Raw genomic sequence first — 22,480 nt, forward strand, 5'->3', positions numbered from 1 at the left:
CCCTACTCCGGGCTCTCGTAAGGGTCGGACGGGGCCTTCACCACCCGGGCCCGGCTGACGGTGACGAACGGGATGACGCTGCCGTTGACGGGGTCCTTGGCCCGCTTGCCGGTGTACGTGCCGACGACCTCGAGCCAGGTGTCGGGTTCCAGGATCGGCGGAATCTGCCCGGTCAGGCCGACCTTGACGGGCTGGGCGTCGGCGGCGCAGCAGTTGAGGACCATACGTGTCAGGTAGGGCTCGCCGCTGCCGTCGAGGGCGACGAAGCCGGTCATCTCGATCCGCCGGCCGCCGAGGGAGTGGCCGTGGTCGTAGACCGCGCGGCCGGCGTAGTCGACGACGCTGAGCGGGAGGGGGTTGCCGGCGGGGAGGGCGGGGAAACCGAAGGGCTTCTGCAGTGCCATGCCGGTGCGCATGGCACTGTAGGAGCCCAGCGCGGGCGGGGCGACCAGAATGAGAGCGAACAGCGGCAGGACCAGGAGCCAGGAGACCCGTGGCTCGCGGTGGACGTGTCCGTGGTCATCCTGCCCGTGCTCGCCCCCTCGCCGTTCGTACCAGACGGTGGCGACGGCGGCGGCGATCAGGACGACGCCCGCCGCGAGCAGCAACGGGCGCAACCCGGCCTTGACGTACCGCAGATAGAGGTCGGTGAAGCCGGCGTGCAGCATCGCCCCGCCGACGAGGAACAGCACGACCGCCTGCGCCTGCCGGTTCACAGGAGCACCGCCCCGACCAGGACCGACGTCAGGACGGCCACCGCGAAGGTGACCGGGGCGAACCGCAGCGCGAAGGCGCGCCCGAAGGTGCCGGCCTGCATCGCGAACAGCTTCAGGTCGATCATCGGTCCCACGACGAGGAACGCCAGCCGGGCGGTGAGCGAGAACTGCGACAGGGACGAGGCCACGAACGCGTCGGCCTCGGAGCAGATGGACAGCAGCACCGCCAGGACCGCCAGGGCCAGCACCGACACCACCGGATTGACGGACGCGGCGTGCAGCCAGCTCGCCGGGACCACCGCCTTCAGTGTGGCCGCGGCCATCGCGCCGACCACGAGGAAGCCGCCGGCATGCATCACGTCATGCCGTACGGATCCCCAGAACGCCGCCCCCTTGCCCAGGCCCTCGGAGGACGGCCGGGCCGGCGGCCGCAGCCAGTCGTTGCGGCCGAGGCGCTGCCACAGCCAGCCCATCACACACGCCGCGAGCAGACTCGCCCCGAACCGGGCGAGGACCATGCGCGGGTCGTTGGGAAACGCGACGGCCGTCGCGGTCAGCACGATCGGATTGATCGCCGGGGCGGACAGCAGAAACGCCAGCGCCGCCGCAGGCGCCACCCCCCGCCGCACCAGCGCCCCCGCCACCGGTACCGACGCGCACTCGCAGCCCGGCAGCACCACCCCCGCCATCGCCGCCGCCGGCACCGCCAGGGCGGGCCGGTCCGGCAGCGCGCGGGCGAAGAACGCCGGCGGCACGAACACCGCGATCGCCGCCGACAGCAGCACCCCCAGGACGAGAAACGGCAGCGCCTGCACGACCACCGCGACGAACACCGTCATCCAGCTCTGCATCACCGGCGCCGACAACGCCCGGCGGACCGGCCCCTGCAGTCCGATCACCACGATCAGCAGCATCGTCAGGACGAGCGGTGAGTTGAACTGCCAGCCCCGCGAGGGCGGTTCTTCCGCGTTGCGGTCCTCAGGCCGGGTCGTCGGGGCTGCTTCGGTGGCGGTCACGAGCGAGGTACCTCCGGTACGGCAACGGCAGGGGCTTTGTGGGTCGGTTTCCCTCCACCACCAGTACGCCGGTTCGGGCACAGCTTCTCATCCCGGACATCCCAAGACTTGTCTACGGCATTGCCAAGGCCTCCGTAGGTGAGAGCCGCGAGGCGCGGACCGGATCGCCTGCCGCACGCACGACGCCCACCTCGTAGGGCTCGACGTCACCAACACCGGCCCCGCCGTCCCCCCGTACGAGATCCCCTCCCTCTTCAAGCCCTTCCGTCGCCTCGGCACCGACCGCCTCGTCACCGCCAAGGGCGCCGGCCTCGGCCTCTCCATCGTCCGCGCCATCGCCCACGCCCACGGCGGCGACGTCACCGCCCGCCCCCGCGACGGCGGCGGCCTCGTGGTGAGCGTCAGCCTGCCGGGTCTCGGCCCGCCCGCAGGGTGATGGTCGTTACGGAGTGCGGGTCAGCGGCCTTGAACACCGCGATCCTGCCCTCGCCGCCGCTGAGTGTGACGTAGACGCGGCTGCTGTCCGGGCTGACGGCCAAGGACAGGGGGATCCCGTCCATGGAGACGGGCGAGCCGACGGCCGCGTTCGTCTGTGTGTCCAGGATCGAGACCGTACTGAGGTAGAGGTTCGGGATGTAGACGCGGCGGCCGTCACCGCTGACCGAGATGCCGAAGTGAACGTCGTCGTCGAGGGGGACGGCTGCCACCTCCGTGCCCGTACCCGTGTCGATGACGGCGACAGCGGTCTCCTGGAAATTCTCGTCGCTCGTGAGGACGTAGAGACGGCGGCTGTCCGCATCGGCGGCCATGGGTCCGGTGTGGTCGCCGGAGGCTATGGGGGGATCGACGGTCTTGCCCGTCGCCGTGTGCGGCCCTCGACGTTCTCCTGCTTCTTGGGGCGCTGTTGCGGCATCTCGTCGACGACGCGGTCGTAGACGAAGCTGTACAGCTCGTCGATGGTGATGTCACCGTCCCCGTCGAGATCGGCGCTGCCGTCCCGAAGGCCCGCCACGAGATGGCGGGTGAACACGGACTGCGGCGCGGCCTCGCCGCGCGGCAGGTCACCGCCTTCGAAGGAGTACTGCATGGCGTCGGACGCCGTCAGCACGGTGCGGCCGCGGCCCTGGAAGCGCTCCAGGGTGTGGATGTCGGCGTCGGCCTTGGCGATCCGCCCGGCCGGGAAGGCGCCGCTGTAGCAGCAGTCGAGGATCAGCACCTTCTGCCGCGACATGGAGCCGGACATGGCCTGGTCGATCTGCTCGGCCGGGAGCGAGCTGAACAGCAGGCTGCCGCGCCGGGTGTTGGTCGTCGCCAGGTACAGCCGCCCCTCCTCGTCCTTCAGCCCATGCCCGGTGAAGTACAGCAGCGTGAGATCGTCGCGCCGTCGGTCGCGGTAGAGGTCGGCGATGGCCTCTCCCACCCGGTAGTGCGGCTCGTTGATGAGCGTCGTCACCTCGAACCCCGCGATACCGGGATCCTCAAGGACAGCGGCCAGCCCTTCCGCGTCATGCGCAGGGGCGGTCAGCTGCCGCAGCCCGGGGTCCTGGTAGTCGTATGTGGCGATCAGCAGCGCCAGTCGGCGGCCCATGGCTGTCCGCTCCCCGCTACCTGGCCGTGTTGTGTCTGCGTACGTACGCGTCGATCAGCCGCTGCCGCTCGGCGTCCGAGGCCCGTTCGAGCTCGATCGTGTCACCGTCGATGGTCACCGACACCCGGTGCCGCGCGGACTGCCGGCCGAGCCAGTCGTTCACCACGGACACGAGCCCCGGCAACACCCCGCCCGACGCGCTGAGCGCCACGATCACGGCCCCCGCCGTCACCACGTCCGCGCCGCCCTTCGCGCCCTCGGGGACCTCCCCCACGGCCACCGGACGCACCGACTCGACGTCCAGTTCCTCGATCTCGCCCCGCAGCCGCCACACCGACCGCTCGGCCGCCTCCGGATCCGCCTCCGGATCGACCGCCACCACCACAGTTACGTCGACCTGCATCCCCGTGCCTCCCCCGGCGGCGGCCCGTCGCGATCCGTCGTGATCCGTCGCGACGCCCTGCCAACAGTGTGGCGTCAGTCGGCTCCCCGAGGCAGACCTTTGCGTGGATTCGTGCGGCTACGTCTCAGCCGACCGCCTTCCGTGCCCATATGCCCCTGCACCTAGGCGACCCGCTTGCCGCCCTCCAGCATCGTCTTGAGACCGGACAGGATCATCACCCAGCCGCCGCTGACGCCCTCCAGCATCTTGCTCTCCGGGCTGTCGAAGCCGTCGTGCGTGATGGTCAGCTTGACCCCGACCCCCGGCTCCTCGCCTGGCTCGATGTCGAAGGCGACCTTCGACTTCTCCTTGCGCGCCTCCTCGTACTCCTCGTCGGAGCCGAACAGCTCGCGCATCATCGGCATCATCCGGTGCCAGGTGTAGGCGAGCCGCTTGCCGGGGGTCGCTTCGAGCACCTCCTGGTCCAGGTCCTCGTAGTCGCCGTCGGGGCCCATCTTCCACAGGACGGGCGAGCCGGGCCGCCAGTCGGACTTCGGGCCCCAGCCGCCGAAGTAGCGGAGGGCGAACTCGGCGTCGGTGAGGGCTTCGTAGAGCTTCTCAGGGGTGGTCTGGATGTAGATGACGTAGACGAATGCGGGCTTGCCGCCGGTGTTGCTCACGGTCCTGTCTCCTTCCAGTCTCTGCTTCAGATCCGTCAGGGCGCCCAGGCGCCCGCGCTCGTACCGGCCGATCCAGCGGTCGGTGAACTCCTGGATGGGCACGGGGTTGAGGTAGTGCAGCTTCTGCCTGCCGTGCCGGACGCCGGTGACCAGGGCGGCCGCTTCCAGGACGGCCAGGTGCTTGCTGACGGCCTGGCGGGTCATGTCGAGCCCCTCGCACAGCTCGTGGAGGCTCTGGCCGTTGCGGGCGTGGAGCCGGTCGAGGAGCCTTCGGCGGCTGGCGTCGGCGAGGGCCCTGAATATGTCGTCGAGCGGGTCATCCACAGCTCCAAAATGGCAACCATTTGGTTGCATGTCAAGCGTGTCGGTGCCCATTGATACGGTCGGGGCCCTTGGGACGACTGAGGACTGAGCGAGGTGGGGCGCGATGGGGATCTTCGACCGAATACGCGGCGAGTTCATCGACATCGTCGAGTGGACCGACGACAGCCGGGACACGATCGTGTGGCGGTTCCCGAGGCACGAGAACGAGATCAAGATGGGCGCGAAGCTCGTCGTACGGGAGTCGCAGACCGCCGTCTTCGTCAACGAGGGGCGGATCGCGGATGTCTTCCAGCCCGGGACGTACACCCTCCGGACGCAGAACCTGCCGGTGCTGTCGACCCTGAAGGGGTGGAAGCACGGCTTCGAGTCGCCGTTCAAGGCCGAGGTGTACTTCGTCAGCAGCCGGCAGTTCACGGACCTGAAGTGGGGGACGCGGACTCCGGTGATCGTCCGGGACGCCGAGTTCGGGATGGTGCGGCTGCGGGCGTTCGGCGGGTTCGCGCTGCGGGTGTCGGATCCGGCGGCGCTGCTGCGGGAGCTGGCGGGGACGGACCCGCAGTTCCGTACGGAGGAGGTGCAGGAGTATCTGCGCCAGCTGATCGTCGGGCGGCTGGCGGGCGCCCTCGGTGAGGCGGGCGTGCCGGTGCTGGACCTGGCGGCGCAGCAGGACCGCCTCGGCGGGGAGCTGGCCGGGATCCTGACCGAGGAGCTGGCGGCGGTCGGCATCGCGGTGCCGAAGTTCGTGATCGAGAGCATCTCGCTGCCGGAGGAGGTCGAGAAGGCGGTCGACACGGCCGGCCGGATGAACATCGTCGGCGACCTCAACCGCTACACCCAGCTCCAGGCGGCCGACGCCATGCGGGACGCCGCCGCCAACCCCGGCGGCGGCGCCGGCGAGGGCCTCGGCCTGGGGCTCGGCCTGGCGGCGGGGCAGCGGATGGCGGGGGCGCTTGCCCCGCAGCCTGCCCCGGCGGCCCCGATAGCCCCAGCAGCCCCAGCGGCCCCGGTGGACGCACTGTCCGTGCCGCCGCCGCTTCCCGTCACCGAGGGGCAGTGGCACGTGGGCCTCGGCGGCCGCCAGGAGGGCCCGTACGACTCCGTCCGCCTCGCCGCGATGGTCGCGGAGGGGACGCTGACCCGCGCCACCCTCGTATGGCAGGCCGGCATGGCGGCCTGGACCTCGGCGGGCGAACTGCCCGCCCTGGAACGGCTCTTCGCCGCCGTCCCGCCACCGCTCCCGCCGCTCCCGCCGCAGTCATGACCGCCGCAGAATCCGCGCGCTCCTTCGCCTGCGAAGTGTGCGGTGCCACCGCCGAGTACGCACCCGGCACCGACACCCTCCGCTGCCCGCACTGCGCCACCGAGCAGCCGATCACGCCCGTCGGCCGGGCCGTCCGCGAGCACGCCTACGCGACGCTCGCCACCCTTCCGCTCAAGCAGACCGCCGCCCAGCGCGCCCCCAACGCCTTCCGCTGCCCCAACTGCCAGGCCGTCACCGAGACCGACACCCTCTCCGACCGCTGCCAGTTCTGCGCCGCCGCACTCGTCGCCGACCCGAGCCGGACCGAGCGCGTAGTCCCGGAGGCCGTCGTCCCCTTCGAGCTGGACCGGTCCGCGACCCGCAAGGCACTGCGCAAGTGGACCGCGTCCCGCTGGTTCGCACCCTCGGACCTGAAGAAGGTGACCGAGGCCGAGACGACCAAGGGCAGCTATCTGCCGCACTGGACGTACGACGCGAACACCTTCTCCAACTACACCGGCCAGCGGGGCGACCACTACTACGTCACTCAGACCTACACCGACAGCAACGGCAAGACCCAGACCCGCCAGGTCCGCCACACCCGCTGGACCTCGGTGTCGGGCAGCGTCACCCTCTCCTTCGACGACCTGCTCGTGGCCGGCACGACCCACGTCGAGGAGAAGCAGCTCGACAAGCTGGAGCCCTGGCCGCTGGACCGGGCGAAGCCGTATCAGGACGAGTACCTGGCCGGCTTCCAGACGGTCCGCTACGACATCGAGCCCGAGAGCGGCTTCGAGACGGCCAAGAAGCGGATGGACGCCGCCATCCGCAGCCAGGCCAAGCGCCAGATCGGCGGCGACGAGCAGCGCGTCCACAAGGTGGCGACCAGCTACGCCGATCTCACTTTCAAGCTGATGCTGCTCCCGGTCTGGTTTCTCAGCTACCTGCACCACGGCAAGACCTGGCAGGTCATGGTCAACGCCCGAACCGCCGAGGTCATCGGCGAGCGGCCGTACAGCGTCCCCAAGATCGTCGCCGCCTCGCTCGCGGCGGCGCTGGTCATCGGGGCGGCGGTGTGGCTATACCTGCGTTACCGCCACTAGGCCCTGTCCGGGCGGACAGGACCTAGACGCGATTGCGGTGACCCGCGTCACACGCTCACACCGCCCGGCGCACCGGTGTGTGGCGGGCGTAACTCCTGATGATCGGCTCACGTGACCTCGACGTAATGGGCATTTCGTACGGTCGTGAGTGGGAACGGAGGGCCGCCATGACCACAAGCACAACCGCGAGCACGACGCAGCAGGTGCGCACCGTCTGCTCGTACTGCGGTGTGGGCTGCGGCATGCTCCTCGACGTCGGCCTCGGCCCCGACGGGCGGCGTACGGTCCTGAAGGCCTCGGGCGACAAGGCACACCCCGCAAACTTCGGGCGGCTGTGCACCAAGGGCGCGACGACGGCGGACATGCTGGCGGCGCCCGGGCGGCTGAGCACCGCGCTGGTGCGGGCCGAGCGCGGGGCGGAGGCGGAGCCGACCGGGATGGACGCGGCGGTGAGGGAGACCGCGCGGCGGCTGCGGGCGGTCATCGACGAGCACGGGCCGGACGCGGTCGCCTTCTATGTCTCGGGGCAGATGAGCCTGGAAGCGCAGTACCTGGCGAACAAGCTGGCCAAGGGCTTCGTACGGACGAACCAGATCGAGTCGAATTCGCGGCTGTGCATGGCCAGCGCCGGCACCGGCTACAAGCTCTCGCTGGGCGCCGACGGCCCGCCCGGGTCGTACCAGGACTTCGAGAAGGCGGATGTCTTCCTCGTCATCGGCTCGAACATGGCCGACTGCCACCCCATCCTCTTCCTGCGCATGATGGAACGGGTCAAGGCGGGCGCCGCCAAGCTGATCGTGGTCGACCCGAGGCGCAACGCGACCGCCGACAAGGCCGGCCTCTTCCTCCAGATCCGGCCCGGGACGGACCTGGCGCTGCTCAACGGCCTGCTGCACCTGCTGCACGAGGCCGGGCACACGGATCCGTCCTTCATCGCCGGGCACACCGAGGGCTGGGAGGCGATGCCGGAGTTCCTGGCGGACTACCCGCCCGCCACGGTCGCCGAAATCACCGGCATCCCGGAGGACGACATCCGGGAGGCGGCCCGGCTCATCGGCGAGGCCGGGGAGTGGATGAGCTGCTGGACCATGGGGCTCAACCAGTCCACGCACGGCACCTGGAACACCAACGCCCTGGTCAACCTGCATCTGGCGACGGGCGCGATCTGCCGCCCCGGCAGCGGCCCCTTCTCGCTGACCGGCCAGCCCAATGCCATGGGCGGCCGCGAGATGGGCTACATGGGACCCGGGCTCCCCGGGCAGAGAACAGTTCTGGTCGACGGGGAGCGGGCCTTCATCGAGGAGCTGTGGGGGCTGGAGCCGGGGACGGTCAGGAAGGACGGGGTCGGCAAGGGCACCGTCGAGATGTTCCAGAAGATGGCCGACGGCGAGATCAAGGCCTGCTGGATCATCTGCACCAACCCCGTGGCCTCGGTGGCCAACCGCCGCACGGTGATAGAGGGGCTGGAGGCGGCGGAGTTCGTCATCACCCAGGACGTCTTCGCCGACACGGAGACCAACGCCTACGCGGATGTGGTGCTGCCCGGCGCCATGTGGACCGAGAGCGAGGGCGTGCTCATCAACAGCGAGCGCAACCTCACCCTGGCGCAGCAGGCCGTGGACCCGCCCGGCGAGGCGATGGCCGACTGGCGGATCATCGCGGCCGTCGCCCGCGAGATGGGGTACGCGGACGGGTTCACGTACGCCGACGCGGAAGAGGTCTTCGAGGAGATCAAGCGGGCCGCCAACCCGAAAACCGGCTACGACCTGCGGGGCGTGACGTACGAGCGGCTGCGGGGCACGTCCGTGCAGTGGCCGGCGCCCAGCGCGGACGGGCCGGACCGCAACCCGATCCGGTACGTGGAGGAGGGCAAGGGGGGCAAGGAGGGCGACGGGCCGGTCTTCCCCACGGCGAGCGGGCGGGCGGTGTTCTTCCCCCGGCCGCACATCCCGGCCGCCGAGATGCCCGACGACGACTTCCCGTACGTCCTCAACACCGGGCGGCTGCAGCACCAGTGGCACACCCTGACCAAGACGGGGAAGGTCGCCAAGCTCAACAAGCTGAACCCCGGGCCGTTCGTGGAGCTGCACCCGGACGACGCGCGGGCGCTGGGCATCGCGGAGGGCGACTCGGTGGAGGTCGCGTCGCGTCGCGGGCGGGCGGTGCTGCCGGCGGTGGTGACGGACCGGGTACGGGTGGGGTGCGTGTTCGCGCCGTTCCACTGGAACGACCTGTTCGGCGAGTATTTGAGCGTCAACGCGGTGACGAGCGATGCGGTGGATCCGCTGTCGTTCCAGCCGGAGTTCAAGGTCTGCGCGGTGTCGCTTACGCGGGTGGCGGCGGCCCAGCCAGCCCCGGAGGCGCCCGCACCGTTGCAGGCGCAGGCACACGCACAGGCACAGGCACCGGTCACCGTGCACGTACCCGCGCCGATCGGTGCCTTCGGGCTGCCCGCCGCCCCGCCGCCCGTGCTCGCCGAGCACGAACGCCAGTATCTGGTCGGATTCCTCGCCGGGATCCCGTCCGGCGCCCCCGGCGTGCCGGTGCTCCCGCCGGGCGCGCCGTTCTCGCCCGAGCACGCGCTGTGGGTGAACGGCGTACTGGCCGGGATGTATTCGCGTACGGCCTCCGGACCGGCGGAGCAGTCCCCCGCGCCCCAGGCCACCACCCGCGAGGTCGTCGTCCTCTGGGCCTCGCAGACCGGCAACGCCGAGGACTTCGCGCTGGCCGCCGCCGACCACCTCGCCGCGAGCGGCCACAAGGCGACGCTCGTCGGCATGGACGACGCGCACCCCGCCGCGCTGCCGCCCGCCGCCGATCTCCTCATCATCACGAGCACCTTCGGCGACGGCGACGCCCCCGACAACGGCTCCGGCTTCTGGGACGCGCTCACCGCGCCCGACACCCCCCGCCTGGAGGGTGTGCGGTACGCGGTGCTGGCCTTCGGCGACTCCTCGTACGACGACTTCTGCGGGTACGGCCGCCGGCTCGACCAGCGCATGGACGAGCTGGGCGCGCTGCGCCTGGCCCCGCGTACGGACTGCGAACCGGACTACGAGCCGTCGGCGCAGGCCTGGCTCGACCAGGTCGTGACGGCCCTGACCGGGGAAGCCGCGCCCGCCGCCCCTGTCGCCCCCGCCGCCCCTGTACTGAAGCCGAAGTCCCGCAAGCCCGCCCCCGTCACCGCCCGCCTGACCGGCAACCGGCTGCTCAGCCTGCCCGGAGCGGGCAAGGAGGTGCACCGGTTCACGTTCGACACCCGGGAGAGCGAGACGCCGCTGGTCTACGAGGCGGGGGACGCGCTCGGCGTACGCCCGGTCAACTGCCCGGACCTGGTGGCGGAATGGCTGGCGGTGACCGGGCTGAACGCGGCAACGGCGGTGGATGTGAAGGGAGTCGGCGAGGTCTCGCTCCTGGAGGCGCTGAGCGGCCACCTCGACATCACCCGCATCAGCCCCGACCTGCTGCGCTTCGTCATGGAGCGCTTCCACGACCCCCGCGAGCTGAAGAAGCTCCTCCGCCCGGACAACAAGGGCGAGCTGGCCAAGTGGTCCTGGGGCCGGCAGGCCGTCGACGTCGTCGCCGAGCACGCCGTCCGCGCCTCCGCGCAGGACTGGGTCGGCGTCCTGGGCCGCCTGCAGCCACGGCTGTACTCGATCTCGTCCAGCCCTCTCACCGACCCGGATCTGGTGTCGCTCACCGTCTCCGTCGTCCGGTACGAGAGCCGGAACGGCCGCCCCCGCAAGGGCGTCTGCTCGCCCTTCCTCGCCGACGCCGCCACCGGCACACCGGTGCCCGTCCATGTGCAGCGCTCCCCGCACTTCCGGCCCCCGGCCGACCCCGCCACACCGATGATCATGGTCGGCCCCGGCACCGGCGTCGCGCCGTTCGTCGGCTTCCTCGACGAGCGCCGGGCCCGGGGCCACCGGGCGCCCAACTGGCTGTTCTTCGGCGAGCAGCACCGCGCGACCGACTTCTACTACGGGGACGAGCTCGCCGCCCACCTCGCCGACGGCACCCTCACCCGCCTCGACCTCGCCTTCTCCCGCGACCAGCGCGCCAAGGTCTACGTCCAGGACCGCATGCGCGAGCACGGCCCCCTGCTCTGGTCCTGGCTCCAGGACGGCGCCCACTTCTACGTCTGCGGCGACGCCTCCCGGATGGCCAAGGACGTCGACCAGGCCCTGCTGGAGATCGCCGGTGTCCACGGCGGCCTGGGGGAGGGCGAGGCGGCCGCGTACGTCAAGCAGCTGGCGGCGGACAAGCGCTACGTACGGGACGTGTACTGATCGCGCACGGGTGGCGGGATATCTTCAGGCCATGCAGTCCTACACGATCGGCCAGGCGGCGCGCCTGCTCGGCGTAAGCCCCGACACCGCCCGCCGCTGGGCGGACGCCGGCCGGGTCGCGACCCACCGCGACGAGGGCGGCCGGCGTCTCATCGACGGCCGCGACCTCGCCGCGTTCTCGGTGGAGCTGGCCAGGACCGGCGGTGAGGACGAGGCCGCCTCCTACACCTCCGTCCGCAACGCCTTCCCCGGCATCGTCACCGCCGTCAAGCTCGGCGACGTCGCCGCCCAGGTCGAGATCCAGGCCGGCCCGCACCGGCTGGTCTCCCTGCTGACCCGCGAGGCCGTCGAGGAACTGGGCCTGGAAGTCGGCATGGAGGCCACGGCCCGGGTGAAGTCGACCAACGTGCACATCGACCGTACGTAGTCGGCTGACTCACGAGCCCGGACAGGGCCTAGATGCCCTGCCAGTCCGGCTTCGCCGCGTACGTGTCGCGGAAGTAGCCCGCGAGCTTCAGCCCCGACGCCGCCGCCTCGTCCACGACCACCGTGGCATGCGGGTGCAGCTGCAGCGCCGACGCGGGCACCACCGCCGCGAGCGGCCCCTCCACGGCCAGCGCCACCGCCTCCGCCTTCGCCTCCCCGGTGGCCAGCAGCACGAGGTGCCGCGCCTCCAGGATCGTCCCGATCCCCTGGGTGATCACGTGATGCGGCACCTCCTCCAGGCTGTCGAAGAACCGCGCGTTGTCCTGCCGGGTCTGCCGGGTCAGCGTCTTGATCCGCGTACGCGAAGCGAGCGACGAGCACGGCTCGTTGAAGCCGATGTGCCCGTCCGTCCCGATCCCCAGCAGCTGCAGGTCCACCCCGCCCGCCTCCGCCAGCGCCCGGTCGTACTCCGCACACGCCGCCGCGATGTCCCCCGCAGCCCCGTCCGGCCCCATGAACGCGTCCTCGCCCAGCCCCAGCGGCCGTACGACCTCCCGCAGCACCACCGAGCGGTACGACTCCGGATGCCCGGCCGGCAGGCCCACGTACTCGTCGAGCTGGCAGATCCGGGCCCGCGAGACGTCCACCGCACCGGCGGCGGCCTTCGCCGCCAGCGCCTGGTAGATCGGCAGCGGGGTCGAGCCTGTGGCAACGCCGAGCAGAGCGCCGGGCTTGCGGGTCAGCAGGGCGGCGATCGTCTCGGCGATGAGCTCTCCGCCCGCGACGGCGTCCGGAACGATGACAACTTCCATGCTGGCCCCTGCCCCTCTGGATACACACACCGGTACTGGTGTAGACCAATTTACCAGGCGCTCCCCGGGGCTCACCGACGCCCGGTGTGGACGGTGGTCGCCTCCAGGTAGAAGGCGTCCGGGCGGGTGAGGATCCCGGTGGCGGTGTCGCCGTCGATGAGGTCGTCGAGGGTCTGCCGGTCGTCGGGGGCGAGCCCAGGGGCGAACTGGTCGCGGGTGAGGGCGAGGCGGTCGTGGATGTACGCGCGGGCCGACGGGTTCAGGGGGGCCGGGAGGTCGGTGAGGAAGGTACGGGAGCCCGCCGGGGCGAGGCCCGCGCCGGTGAGGAGGGCGGGCCAGTCCTCGGGAGTGCGTACGGAGCCGGGCAGGGAGGCCCGCATCGCGGCGAACCACTCCTCGGCGGCGACGTCGAGGCGGGCCTGGAAGCCGGGGCGACCGGCGCCCGCGTCGTCCCGGGGGAGGAAGCGGGCGGGCAGACCGCCCTCCACGACGGCGAGCAGGCCGCCGGGGCGCAGGGCGGAGGCGAGGCGGGTGAGGACGAGCTGCTGGTCGCCGACGTGGTGGATGGCGCGGCTGCTGTAGATGAGATCGGCGGTGCCGATGGCGTCCAGGCCGTCGGGCAGTTCGGCTTGGACGGTGCGGAAGCGGTCGCCCAGGCCCTGGGCGGCGGCGCGGGCGCGGGCCCGCTCCAGCAGGGGCTCGGCGCCGTCCACGGCGACGACCTCGGCGTCGGGGAAGGCGTGGGCGAGCAGGCAGGCGGCCACGCCGGGGCCGCTGCCGATGTCCAGGATCCGGGCGGGGGCGGCAGGCAGGAGGCCCCGCAGCCAGGCGGCGGTCTGCTCGACGGAGGGGGCGGTGAGGTCGCCGCCCCGCTCCAGCATGTCGCCCATGGCCTGCCAGTCGACGTCGTCGGTGCCGTGGTGGTGATGGTGGCCGTGCTGATGCTGATGAGTGGTCATGGCCGGAGACTGCTCCCGGCTTCCCGGGTCCGGCAACATTTGTTGCCGGTTCCGGGAAAAGGTGCTCCCATCGGCCGCATGGACAGGGAAAAGGACACGGACATCACCGACGTGCTCAACGAGGTCGGCCCCCGTCTGCGGCGGCTCCGTACGCAGCGCGGCGTCACCCTGACCGCGCTCGCCGAGGTCACCGGCATCTCCAAGAGCACCCTGTCCCGCCTCGAATCCGGCGGGCGCCGCCCCAGCCTTGAGCTGCTGCTCCCGATCGCCCAGGCCCACCGGGTCCCCCTGGACGAACTCGTCGGCGCACCCGAGGTCGGCGACCCCCGGGTGCGTATGCCCGCCCGCGAGGTCAACGGGTTGACGGCGGTCCCGCTGACCCGCTCGGCCGGGTCGTTGCAGGCGTTCAAGCTGGTGATCCCCGCCACGCGGGCGCCGTACGAGCCGAAGACCCACGAGGGGTACGAGTGGCTGTACGTACTCTCCGGCCGCCTGCGGCTGATCCTGGCCGGCCACGACCTGGTGCTGCCGGCCGGCGAGGCGGCCGAGTTCGACACCCGCCTGCCGCACTGTTTCCTGAGCGCGGACGAGCACCCGGTGGAGGTGCTCAGCATCTTCGGGCCGCAGGGCGAGCGGATGCACGTACGGGCCAAGCCGAAGACCACACAGGTCACAGCTTGATATTGAAGTCGTCGACTGTCATAGGCATGACGTAGCGTTCACCTGTACGACAGCGGAGGCCGCCCGCAGAGCCGCGCCGAGCGCGCCCGCACAGCCGCACCCCGCGTCGCACGATCCGTACTTGCCTCACCTAACTTCATTCGCCTGCCTGGGGGGAACCAGCTTGCGCACCCGCCACATCGCCAGTGGCACGGCCCTGTCCGTGCTGCTCGGCTCCGCCACCCTGCTCGGCGTCACGGCCGCTCCGGCCGTCGCCGACACCACCAAAGCCCTGCCGCTCACCTCGCCTTCGGACATCGTCGTCGACGGTGTCCACAAGCGGGTCTTCATCAGCAGCGCCGCCGACAGCGCCGTCCTCGTGACGGACTACAGCGGCACCGTCGTCGGCAAGATCGCCTCCGAGCAGGGCGCCTCCGACCTCCTGCTCTCCGCCGATTCCAGCACCGTGTACGTCGCGCTGAGCACGGCCGACGCGATCTCCGCGATCGACACCGCCACACTCGCCGAGACCACCCGCTACGACCTCGGCACCGCCGCTCCCAGCAGCCTCGCCCTGGCCGGCGGCAAGATCTGGTTCGGCTACGGCTCCGGCGGCGACGGCAACCTCGGCTCCCTGGACCTCGACCCGGTCGTCGTCCCGACGCCGACGCCGACGGCCACGGAGACCGCGACGGAGACGGCCGAGCCGAGCCCGACGGAGTCGGTCACCCCGACCGAGACGGCGACCGACACGGCCACGCCGACCGAGTCCGCGTCGGAGTCGCCCTCCGAAAGCCCCTCCGAAAGCCCGTCGGAATCCCCGAGCGTCACGGAATCGGCCACCGAGACCGCCGGCACGCAGACGGCCGACGCCGCCGACGAGGCCTCCGCCGACGTCACCACCACCAACGGCGCCGTGGTCACGCTCGACCTCGCCGACGACTGGTACTCCGGCCCGCTGCTCGCCGCCACCGCCTCCGGCGACTCCAACACCCTCGTGGCCGCCGATTCGGGCATCAGCCCGTCCACCCTGCGGGTCTACGACCTGTCCACGGGCACTCCGACCACGCAGGCGGAGCGCGACGGCGTGGCCAGCCCCGCGGACATGGCCGTGACCGCGGACGGCACACAGCTGATCACCGCCAGCGGAGCCCCGTACTACCAGCAGGCGTACCGGATCTCCGACCTCGCCGACGACGGCAAGTACACGACCGATTCGTACCCGAACGCCGTGGCCGTCGCGCCCGGCGGCACGATCGCCGCGGGCATCAGTGGCGCCTACGAGCCGGACATCTACGTCTTCAAGCAGGGCGTCGACAAGCAGATCCGCAACTACGACTTCGGTGTCGTCGGCAGCCCCGGCTACTCCTCCGAGCTCCTCAGCTCGGGCCTCGCCTGGGCTCCCGACAGCAGCCGGCTCTTCGCCATCACCGTTGACGTCTACGGCGACTACCCCACCCTCCGCGTCCTGAACGACGCCACGAAGGCCGTCAGCAAGGTCACCGTCAGCGCCCCGGCCACCGCCACCCGCGCCAAGAAGCTCACCGTCACCGGCACCCTCACCGCCACCGTGGCCTTCCCCGCCGGCGCCAAGGTCACCGTCACCCGCAAGGACCTGACCGACCCCAAGGGCAAGTCCCTCGGCTCCAAGTCGGTCGCCTCCAACGGCAAGTTCAGCTTCACCGACACCCCGGTCACCGGCGGCGACGTCACCTACACCGCCACCTACGCGGGCGACGCCACCCACACCGCCGGCAGCGGCAAGGACACCGTCAAGGTCTCCCGCGCCACGCCCACGGTCACCGTGAAGACCTCCGCCTCGACGTACTCGTACGGCAAGACGGTCACCGTCACCGCCCACCTGGGCAAGACGTACAAGAACCGCAAGCTGTCGATCTACGCCAAGCCGGCCGGCGGCACGAAGAAGCTGCTCAAGACAGGCACCGTCAACTCCTCCGGGAACCTGGCGGTCAAGTACAGGCTGACCCGCAACACGACCTTCTCCACCACCTTCACCGGCGATGCCCGCTACGCGCCGAAGACCGCCACCCGCTCGGTCGGTACGAAGGTGAACGTCTCCACCGCCGTCTCCAAGTACTACAAGACGGGCAAGATCGGCTCCACGAAGTACTACTACTTCCACAAGAACAACACGTCGGTCTTCACCACGACGATGAGCTACTACCCGGGCCGCGCCCAGCTGCTCCAGCTCCAGGTCTACTACCAGGGCCGCTGGTACGACGCCGGCTCCGACTACTTCGCGCTGAACTCCCACGGGAAGTCCGCCGTCGGCATCGAGGGACCCGGCGAGTCCGGCGTCCGGGCCCGGGTCCGCGCCTCGTACATCAAGGGCGGCTCCGGTGACAGCGTGAACACCACGACCCACGGGTCCTGGAAGTACGTCTACTTCACCAACTGACGCACAGCAGAATCCACGACGGAGGCCGCCCCGAGAACATCGGGGCGGCCTCCGTCGCGTTGCCGTCGTGAGGATTTACCCTGGCCGCGTGATCAATGGTGCACACGTCATCGTCTACAGCCGTGATGCGGAAGCGGACCGGGCCTTCTTCAAGGATGTGCTGGAGTATCCGCATGTCGACGCGGGAGGCGGCTGGCTGATCTTCAAGCTTCCGCCGACGGAGATCGCCGTGCATCCCACGGACGGCCCGGAGTCGCAGGAGCTCTATCTGATGTGCGACGACGTCGATGCGACCGTGACCAACCTGGCCGCGAAGGGCGTCGAGTTCACCCAGCCGGTCACCGATGCGGGCTGGGGACGGCTGACCAGGTTCCGTCTGCCGGGCGGCGGCGAGGTCGGCATGTACGAGCCCCGCCATGAGCGAGCCACCGACCTGTGAGGGCGGGCCGGGCGGAGGGGGTTACGTCTGGCAGCGCTGCAGGCCCTCGGGCTTGTAGCAGGGGAGCTGGCCGTGGGCTTCCATGATGGTCTGGCCGGCGCCGCGGAGGGTGTAGTTGAGGAAGCTGGCGGCGAGCGAGCTGGGGGACGGGGAGCCGTAGGTATAGGCGTACTCGATCTCGGTGAAGGGGTAGGTGCTGTCGCCGATGGTCTGGACGGAGGGTTGGCGGCCGTTGATGCGGAGGGTGTGGAGGCCGTCGGTGGTGGTGGCGGCGCGGAGTTCGCTGTAGCCGATGGCGCCGGGGAGGCGGGCGACGGTGGCGAGGACCTGGTCGGTGCTGTCGAGTTCGCAGCGGATGACCTTGTCCTGGGGGGAGTTGCGGTGCAGGCAGTCGCGGGAGGTGAAGGCGGGCTCGCCGACGCCGGCCAGGAGGTGGCGGCGGAAGAGGTCGCGGGTGCCGGAGTCGGCGTTGCGGCTGACGAGGAGGATGGGGAGGTCGGGGCCGCCGAGCTGCTTCCAGTTGAGGAGGTCGCCTCGGTAGATGCGGCGGATGTCGGCGACGGTCAGATTCGTCGTCCTGACGCGGTCGTTGACCACCAGCGCGAACGCTGAGATCGCGACGCGGTTCTCCGTCAGTTGCGGGTAGCCGTCCGGCTTCGCGCCGTCTGAGAAGGCGATGGTGGCGGAGGGGGCCTCGGCCACCTGCCGTACGCCCTCGTTGCTGCCATGGGCGTCGACGCTGATCGCGGAGTCGGGGCAGTCCTTCTCGTACCGGGTGGACAGGTCGTCGAGGACGGGGGCGAAGGCGGTGGAGCCGATGAGGGTGAGGCTGCCGGTGGCGCAGCCCATGGGGGGCGGGGCGTCCTCACCGGCGACGATGATCCCGGCGAGGACGGTGACGCAGACCGTGAGCAGGATGGTGATCAGGCGGGCGGAGCGGCTGAAGCGCGGGGGCTTGCTGTCGACGGGCACTGCGGCGTTGGGGACGATGTCGCCGTCGCGGATGTTGCCGTCGATGCGGACGGCGTCGCCGACGTGGCCGCGGTTGAGGGCGACGAGGAGTTTGAAGTACTGGCCGCGGTTGAGGGGCACCCGTGGCAGGTGGATCTGGCTGCCGGAGTGGCGGACGTCCACGAAGTGGTCCCGCAGATGGCGCGCGTTGGACTGGGTGATGGCGACGCCCCTGACGGTGCGGCCGGAGAAGACGACCGTGAGCGCGGGGTTGGGGTCGCGGTTGGTGTAGTCGTGCTCCGCGATGGACTCGCCGCCGTCGTTCTCTATGCGGAGCAGGACGAGGGTGGCGTCGTTCATGTCGTCGAGGTCGTTGAAGAGGCCGAGCCGGACGTTGGGGGCGCCGTCGCCCTCGCCGTCGGGGTCGTCGTTGCCGATGGGGGTGTCCATCTGGACGCGGTAGCCGATGCGCTTGCGGCGCGGGACGCGGCGTTCGTACCAGACGACGCCGAAGGAGACGGCGACACCGAGCAGGGCGGTGAGTACGGCCACTGTGTTGTCGGCGCTCAGCCAGTCGTCCATGGCGCCACGGTAGGAAGCGGACTGAGCGGCGGATGGGCTTTCGCCGGGCGGTCGGCAGATGTTCGCCGGGGGTTCGTCTGAGCCGGTCAGGCTGCTGGCGTGCACAGGTGGGTGGGGCTGGCGGGTACGACGGCGCTCGCGCTCGGCGGGGTCGGCGGGGCCGGGGCGCTGCCGTTGACGGCGGGGGTGCGGCATCCGTCGGTGGGGCTGTTCGTGGCGTACTTCGGGCTGGTGCTGCTGATCGGGGCGTGGTGGCGGCTCGGGCGGGAGGTCCGGTCGGAGGAACCGCCGTCGTGCCGTGAGCTGTTGGTGACGCTGGCGGTGTGGGCGGCGCCGCTGGTGCTGGCGCCGCCGCTGTTCAGCCGGGATGTGTACAGCTATCTGGCGCAGGGGGCGATGGTGCACGCCCACATCGACGTCTACGCGTACGGTCCCGACCGGCTCGGCGGGCCGCTGGCAGCCGAGGTGGCGCCGGTCTGGCAGCGGACGCCGGCCCCGTACGGGCCGGTGTTCCTGGGGCTGGCGGCGGTGCTGGCGCCGGCCGGGATCACCGGGATGCGGCTGGTGGCGCTGGCGGGGGTCGGGCTGATGATCGGGCTGCTGCCGGTGCTGGCGCGGCGGTGCGGGGTGCCGCCGGCGGCGGCGCTGTGGCTGGGCGGGCTGAATCCGCTGGTGCTGCTGCATCTGATCGCGGGGGCGCACAACGACGCCGTCATGCTGGGGCTGCTCGGCGCCGGGATGGTGACGGCGCTGGGCGGGTGGTTCGTGTGCGCGGCCGCGCTCGTGACGCTGGCCGCGCTGGTCAAGGCCCCGGCGGCGCTGGGGCTGTTGGTGGTCGCGTCGCTGTGGTCGGGGCGGCTGGGCGGGCGCCGGCGGACGGCCCGGGCGGCTTTGTACGCGGCCGCCGTGGCCGGGACGGTGACCGTGGCCGTCACCGCGCTCACCGGCACCGGATACGGCTGGCTCGGCGCCCTCGGCACGCCCGCCGCCAGCTACACCTGGTCGCTCACCACCACGCTGGGCCGGCTGACCGGCGCGCTGCTGTTCTGGCGGTGGCTGGGCCTCGCAGCGGCGGGCGCGGTGATGCTGTACGCGTGGCAGCGCAGGCTGCGGCTCGGGCCGGTCTACGCGCTCGGGATAAGCCTCGCCGCGATCGCCCTGCTCGGCCCGGCGATCCGCCCCTGGTACGTGCTGTGGGGCTGCTTCCTCATCGCCGCCGCCGCCCCGGCCCCGTACGGGCGGGTACGCAGATGGGTCGCCGCGCTCAGCGCGGTGCTGACGCTGGCGGTGCTGCCGAGCGGCTTCGCGGCGTCGGGCGGGCAGTTGCTGCTCGCGGTGTGCGGTGGGGTGGCGGCGGCGGTGGCTCTGCTGTGCGTGCGTACAGCGCTTTGACCCGACGAGGCCAGGCGGCCCTCGTCGGGTTCACGCTGCTCTTCATGCTCACGGTGCCGTACTACCGGGGCTGGTTCGACCTGTACGTCTACTACGGGACGCTCGACGACTGGCTCCGGCACGGCGGCCGGATCTACGACTACGTGCTGCCGGGCACGCCGTACGGCTTCACGTACCCGCCCTTCGCCGCGCTGTGCATGCTCCCGATGGCGCTGGTGCCGCGCGGGGTGGCGGTGGCCGTGGCCTTCGCGCTGAACGCGGCCGCCTCGGTGTACGTCCTGCGGCGGCTGGTACCGGGGTGGCCCCCGGTGGTCGCGGTGTGCCTGTTCGTGATGCTGGAGCCGGTACGGGACACCTTCAGCCTCGGGCAGGTCAATCTGCTGCTGCTGGCGCTGGTCCTCACCGACCTGCGCCCGCACCGGCTGTCGGGTGTGGGCATCGGACTGGCTGCGGCGGTCAAGCTCACGCCCGCCCTGTTCATCGGCTCGCTGCTGCTGGCCCGGCGGTGGCGGGCGGCGGCCACGGCGACGGGGGTCGCGGTGGCCGCCACGGCCGGGGGCTGGCTGCTGGCCCCCGGGCCGTCGCGGCGCTACTGGACCGGGGCCCTGTGGGACACCGGCAGGGTCGGCGATGCCGCGTACGTCTCCAACCAGTCGCTGCGCGGCATGCTGGCCCGCCTCGGCGACCCGGGCGGCGGCTGGCTGTGGCCGCTGCTCGTGCTGGCGGTGCTCGGCGTCTGGGCGTACCGGAGCTACCGCTTGGCCGACCAGGACGATGAGGGTGACCAGCTCAGCGCCTTCGCCCTCACCGGCGCCGCCGCCTGCCTGGTCAGCCCGGTGACCTGGGTGCACCACCTCGTCTGGCTGCTCCCGGCCCTCGTACTGGCGCGGTCGGCGGTCGCGTACGTCGTGCTGTGCAGCAGCGTGGTGTGGCTGTGGCGCTTCGACGCCTCCGGTGTCACGGGCTTCCTGGGCTCCAACACGTACGTATGGCTGTCGCTGTGGCTGCTGATCAGTCCGCGCCACGTACTACATCGGGGACGCCTCAACCGGAGGAGCCGCCGGTGCCGGGGTCGGGCTTGAGCAGCACGAAGTCCGCGCCGGACGGGTCGACGCAGACGGCGAGGCGTCCGACGCCCGGCATGTCCTCCGGGCCCATCTGGAGGGTGCCGCCGTTGCCGGTGACCTTGGCGGCCGTCGCGTCGCAGTCGGCCACGGCGAACACCGGGTGCCACTCGGGGCGTCCGCCGCTGAGGGCGAGCGCCTCGGCCGGGACCTCCATGACGCCGCCGTGCATCCGGTCCTCGCCCATGCCCTCGGGGCCGATGACCGAGTAGGTGCCGGAGCCCTCGGGCAGGTCCATGTCCTGGGTCTGCAGGTTGAAGAGGCTGCTGTAGAACCCCTTCGCGGCCGAGGAGTCGGTGGTCCAGAGCTCGGCCCAACAGAGGCTGTTCGGCTGGTCCACCACTTCCAGCCCCCGGTCCTTGCCCGGCTGCCAGACGGCGAACTGCCCGCCCTGGGGGTCGGTGAACTGGGCCATGCGGCCCGCGTCCCCGGCGTCCATCGGCGGGACGCGGACGGAGCCGCCGCTCTTTTCGACAGCCTGGGCGGTGGCGTCCGCGTCGGGGGTGTCGAAGTAGAGCATCCAGGCCGGGCGGGCGCCCTCCTCGGTGAGCTTGCCGATGGCGCCGACGGCGTGGCCGTCCTTCTTGAGGGTGCCGTACTCCATCCCTTCCGGCGCGTCGTCGCCGGTGTACCGCTCGAAGTCCCAGCCGAAGACGGTGCCGTAGAAAGAGGCGGCGGCGGTGACATCCGGGGCGCCGAGGTCGAGCCAGCACGGTGAGCCGGTGACGAAGTCAGTGGTGATCATGGCGATCTCCCTTCGCGGACCACTGGATCCCTGATGCACTCAGCCTCCCACCGAGCACTGACGCTCGCCCCCCGAGCGCTTACGAGCTGCGCTCACGCCCCCGTGGTCGAGCCCGGGCGGATGATCATCAGGACCGTGACTGTCGCCCACAGCAGGTTGAACATCCCGCCGTACATCGCGAGCCGCGCCGTCGCCCGCCGCTCGATCTCCTTGCCGTCGTCGAGCGCCGCCACCAGCACCTCCTGGCCCGGCAGGACGAGCAGCATCAGCACCCCGGCCGCCACCGTGGTCAGCGCCATGGACACGATCAGCCAGATCTGGCCGAGTACGTGCATGGACTGGGCTGTCACCAGCCCGAACACCGGCACCGCGATCCCGACACCCGCGTAGACCCGGCAGATGCCGTGCAGGGTGTGGACACCGGCGGAGCCCTGCCGGACAGCGGCCGGGAACATGCTGGCCGCGACGGTCACGGGCCCGATGGCGATGATCGCGGCGAGGACATGGACGGCGAGCAGGAATTTCGTCATGTGACCCGACGGTAGTGATCAGCGGGCCCTAGGAGGAGTGGCGAGAATGCCATGCTTCAACGGATTCTCGCCTACGGCGCCCCGACAGGCCTACCGTGGCCCC

At 71.3% G+C, this 22,480-nt stretch carries 20 protein-coding genes and 1 pseudogene; 10 read left to right on the forward strand and 11 right to left on the reverse strand.

Annotated features, from left to right (window positions below):
- Positions 1–2 precede the first annotated feature (2 nt).
- Both OG607_RS21785 and OG607_RS21790 read right to left on the reverse strand, forming a co-directional pair.
- Positions 3–716 carry a TIGR03943 family putative permease subunit gene (locus OG607_RS21785; RefSeq protein ID WP_405725884.1) on the reverse strand — a complete coding sequence of 238 codons (714 nt, stop codon included), beginning with the start codon at positions 714–716 and terminating at the stop codon, positions 3–5.
- Positions 713–1,732, reverse strand: coding sequence for a permease (locus OG607_RS21790; protein WP_405725887.1), 1,020 nt, complete (start codon positions 1,730–1,732; stop codon positions 713–715). Before OG607_RS21790 ends, OG607_RS21785 begins: the two co-directional genes overlap by 4 nt.
- 199 nt (positions 1,733–1,931) lie before the next feature.
- On the opposite strand from OG607_RS21790, the pseudogene OG607_RS21795 reads away from it, so the two are divergent.
- Positions 1,932–2,168, forward strand: a pseudogene (locus OG607_RS21795) (sensor histidine kinase); the annotation flags it as partial.
- Here OG607_RS21795 and OG607_RS21800 read toward each other — a convergent pair.
- From OG607_RS21800 to OG607_RS21815, 4 genes are all read right to left on the reverse strand, one after another.
- Positions 2,134–2,541: a YncE family protein gene (locus OG607_RS21800; protein WP_405725890.1), complete on the reverse strand. Its 408-nt coding sequence runs from the start codon at positions 2,539–2,541 to the stop codon at positions 2,134–2,136. The pseudogene OG607_RS21795 and the gene OG607_RS21800 sit on opposite strands and share 35 nt — an antisense overlap.
- A 23-nt stretch (positions 2,542–2,564) precedes the next feature.
- Positions 2,565–3,320 carry a caspase domain-containing protein gene (locus OG607_RS21805; RefSeq protein WP_405725892.1) on the reverse strand — a complete coding sequence of 252 codons (756 nt, stop codon included), beginning with the start codon at positions 3,318–3,320 and terminating at the stop codon, positions 2,565–2,567.
- Positions 3,321–3,336: 16 nt separating this feature from the next.
- On the reverse strand, positions 3,337–3,723 hold the full coding sequence (locus OG607_RS21810; protein ID WP_405725895.1) for a hypothetical protein: 387 nt from the start codon (positions 3,721–3,723) through the stop codon (positions 3,337–3,339).
- A 161-nt stretch (positions 3,724–3,884) separates the two neighbouring features.
- A complete protein-coding gene (locus OG607_RS21815; protein ID WP_405725898.1) occupies positions 3,885–4,706 on the reverse strand; it encodes an ArsR/SmtB family transcription factor in 822 nt (273 codons plus the stop codon).
- Between the two features lie 103 nt (positions 4,707–4,809).
- Here OG607_RS21815 and OG607_RS21820 point away from each other — a divergent pair, with 103 nt between their 5' ends.
- The 4 genes from OG607_RS21820 to OG607_RS21835 all read left to right on the forward strand — a co-directional run bounded on the left by OG607_RS21820 (position 4,810) and on the right by OG607_RS21835 (position 11,765).
- Positions 4,810–5,967 carry an SPFH domain-containing protein gene (locus OG607_RS21820; RefSeq protein WP_405725901.1) on the forward strand — a complete coding sequence of 386 codons (1,158 nt, stop codon included), beginning with the start codon at positions 4,810–4,812 and terminating at the stop codon, positions 5,965–5,967.
- On the forward strand, positions 5,964–7,049 hold the full coding sequence (locus tag OG607_RS21825) for a hypothetical protein (RefSeq protein ID WP_405725904.1): 1,086 nt from the start codon (positions 5,964–5,966) through the stop codon (positions 7,047–7,049). Before OG607_RS21820 ends, OG607_RS21825 begins: the two co-directional genes overlap by 4 nt.
- A 167-nt stretch (positions 7,050–7,216) precedes the next feature.
- On the forward strand, positions 7,217–11,338 hold the full coding sequence (locus OG607_RS21830) for a molybdopterin-dependent oxidoreductase (protein ID WP_405725907.1): 4,122 nt from the start codon (positions 7,217–7,219) through the stop codon (positions 11,336–11,338).
- Positions 11,339–11,369: 31 nt separating this feature from the next.
- A complete protein-coding gene (locus OG607_RS21835) occupies positions 11,370–11,765 on the forward strand; it encodes a molybdopterin-binding protein (protein WP_405725910.1) in 396 nt (131 codons plus the stop codon).
- Positions 11,766–11,793: 28 nt separating this feature from the next.
- On the opposite strand, the gene nagB is transcribed toward OG607_RS21835, so the two are convergent.
- Both nagB and OG607_RS21845 read right to left on the reverse strand, forming a co-directional pair.
- Positions 11,794–12,576: a glucosamine-6-phosphate deaminase gene (gene nagB, locus OG607_RS21840; RefSeq protein WP_405725913.1), complete on the reverse strand. Its 783-nt coding sequence runs from the start codon at positions 12,574–12,576 to the stop codon at positions 11,794–11,796.
- A gap of 71 nt (positions 12,577–12,647) precedes the next feature.
- Positions 12,648–13,535: a class I SAM-dependent methyltransferase gene (locus OG607_RS21845; RefSeq protein ID WP_405725916.1), complete on the reverse strand. Its 888-nt coding sequence runs from the start codon at positions 13,533–13,535 to the stop codon at positions 12,648–12,650.
- A gap of 78 nt (positions 13,536–13,613) precedes the next feature.
- Between OG607_RS21845 and OG607_RS21850 the strand changes: the two genes are divergently transcribed.
- The 3 genes from OG607_RS21850 (at position 13,614) to OG607_RS21860 (ending at position 17,053) form a co-directional block, all read left to right on the forward strand.
- Positions 13,614–14,216 carry a helix-turn-helix domain-containing protein gene (locus tag OG607_RS21850; RefSeq protein WP_405725919.1) on the forward strand — a complete coding sequence of 201 codons (603 nt, stop codon included), beginning with the start codon at positions 13,614–13,616 and terminating at the stop codon, positions 14,214–14,216.
- A gap of 163 nt (positions 14,217–14,379) precedes the next feature.
- Complete coding sequence (locus OG607_RS21855; protein ID WP_405725922.1) at positions 14,380–16,614, forward strand: YncE family protein; 2,235 nt, start codon at positions 14,380–14,382, stop codon at positions 16,612–16,614.
- Between the two features lie 88 nt (positions 16,615–16,702).
- Positions 16,703–17,053: a VOC family protein gene (locus OG607_RS21860; protein WP_405725925.1), complete on the forward strand. Its 351-nt coding sequence runs from the start codon at positions 16,703–16,705 to the stop codon at positions 17,051–17,053.
- A gap of 21 nt (positions 17,054–17,074) precedes the next feature.
- Here OG607_RS21860 and OG607_RS21865 read toward each other — a convergent pair whose 3' ends face one another.
- The gene (locus OG607_RS21865) at positions 17,075–18,586 is read right to left on the reverse strand and encodes a PstS family phosphate ABC transporter substrate-binding protein (protein ID WP_405725928.1); all 1,512 of its coding nucleotides are present in this window, start codon (positions 18,584–18,586) and stop codon (positions 17,075–17,077) included.
- 99 nt (positions 18,587–18,685) lie between these two features.
- On the opposite strand from OG607_RS21865, the gene mptB reads away from it, so the two are divergent.
- Both mptB and OG607_RS21875 read left to right on the forward strand, forming a co-directional pair.
- A complete protein-coding gene (gene mptB / locus OG607_RS21870) occupies positions 18,686–19,978 on the forward strand; it encodes a polyprenol phosphomannose-dependent alpha 1,6 mannosyltransferase MptB (protein ID WP_405725931.1) in 1,293 nt (430 codons plus the stop codon).
- Between the two features lie 44 nt (positions 19,979–20,022).
- On the forward strand, positions 20,023–21,060 hold the full coding sequence (locus OG607_RS21875; RefSeq protein WP_405725934.1) for a glycosyltransferase 87 family protein: 1,038 nt from the start codon (positions 20,023–20,025) through the stop codon (positions 21,058–21,060).
- Here the strand turns inward: OG607_RS21875 and OG607_RS21880 are convergent.
- Together OG607_RS21880 and OG607_RS21885 are read right to left on the reverse strand one after the other, a co-directional pair.
- The gene (locus tag OG607_RS21880) at positions 21,023–21,847 is read right to left on the reverse strand and encodes a VOC family protein (protein ID WP_405725937.1); all 825 of its coding nucleotides are present in this window, start codon (positions 21,845–21,847) and stop codon (positions 21,023–21,025) included. The genes OG607_RS21875 and OG607_RS21880 overlap by 38 nt on opposite strands.
- A 92-nt stretch (positions 21,848–21,939) precedes the next feature.
- Positions 21,940–22,377: a hypothetical protein gene (locus OG607_RS21885; protein ID WP_405725940.1), complete on the reverse strand. Its 438-nt coding sequence runs from the start codon at positions 22,375–22,377 to the stop codon at positions 21,940–21,942.
- Positions 22,378–22,480: the final 103 nt, after the last annotated feature.

Origin of the sequence: Streptomyces sp. NBC_01537, assembly GCF_045040445.1 — a bacterium.
Taxonomy (GTDB): Bacteria; Actinomycetota; Actinomycetes; order Streptomycetales; family Streptomycetaceae; genus Actinacidiphila.

Coding starts and splice junctions, on each gene's coding strand:
- OG607_RS21885 (WP_405725940.1), bottom strand. CDS start 22,377: ATGACGAAATTCCTGCTCGCCGTCCATGTCCTCGCCGCGATCATCGCC.
- OG607_RS21810 (WP_405725895.1), bottom strand. CDS start 3,723: ATGCAGGTCGACGTAACTGTGGTGGTGGCGGTCGATCCGGAGGCGGAT.
- OG607_RS21820 (WP_405725901.1), top strand. CDS start 4,810: ATGGGGATCTTCGACCGAATACGCGGCGAGTTCATCGACATCGTCGAG.
- OG607_RS21880 (WP_405725937.1), bottom strand. CDS start 21,847: ATGATCACCACTGACTTCGTCACCGGCTCACCGTGCTGGCTCGACCTC.
- nagB (WP_405725913.1), bottom strand. CDS start 12,576: ATGGAAGTTGTCATCGTTCCGGACGCCGTCGCGGGCGGAGAGCTCATC.
- OG607_RS21845 (WP_405725916.1), bottom strand. CDS start 13,535: ATGACCACTCATCAGCATCAGCACGGCCACCATCACCACCACGGCACC.
- OG607_RS21865 (WP_405725928.1), bottom strand. CDS start 18,586: ATGGACGACTGGCTGAGCGCCGACAACACAGTGGCCGTACTCACCGCC.
- OG607_RS21850 (WP_405725919.1), top strand. CDS start 13,614: ATGGACAGGGAAAAGGACACGGACATCACCGACGTGCTCAACGAGGTC.
- OG607_RS21825 (WP_405725904.1), top strand. CDS start 5,964: ATGACCGCCGCAGAATCCGCGCGCTCCTTCGCCTGCGAAGTGTGCGGT.
- OG607_RS21835 (WP_405725910.1), top strand. CDS start 11,370: ATGCAGTCCTACACGATCGGCCAGGCGGCGCGCCTGCTCGGCGTAAGC.
- OG607_RS21800 (WP_405725890.1), bottom strand. CDS start 2,541: ATGGCCGCCGATGCGGACAGCCGCCGTCTCTACGTCCTCACGAGCGAC.
- OG607_RS21875 (WP_405725934.1), top strand. CDS start 20,023: ATGCTCACGGTGCCGTACTACCGGGGCTGGTTCGACCTGTACGTCTAC.
- OG607_RS21830 (WP_405725907.1), top strand. CDS start 7,217: ATGACCACAAGCACAACCGCGAGCACGACGCAGCAGGTGCGCACCGTC.
- OG607_RS21805 (WP_405725892.1), bottom strand. CDS start 3,320: ATGGGCCGCCGACTGGCGCTGCTGATCGCCACATACGACTACCAGGAC.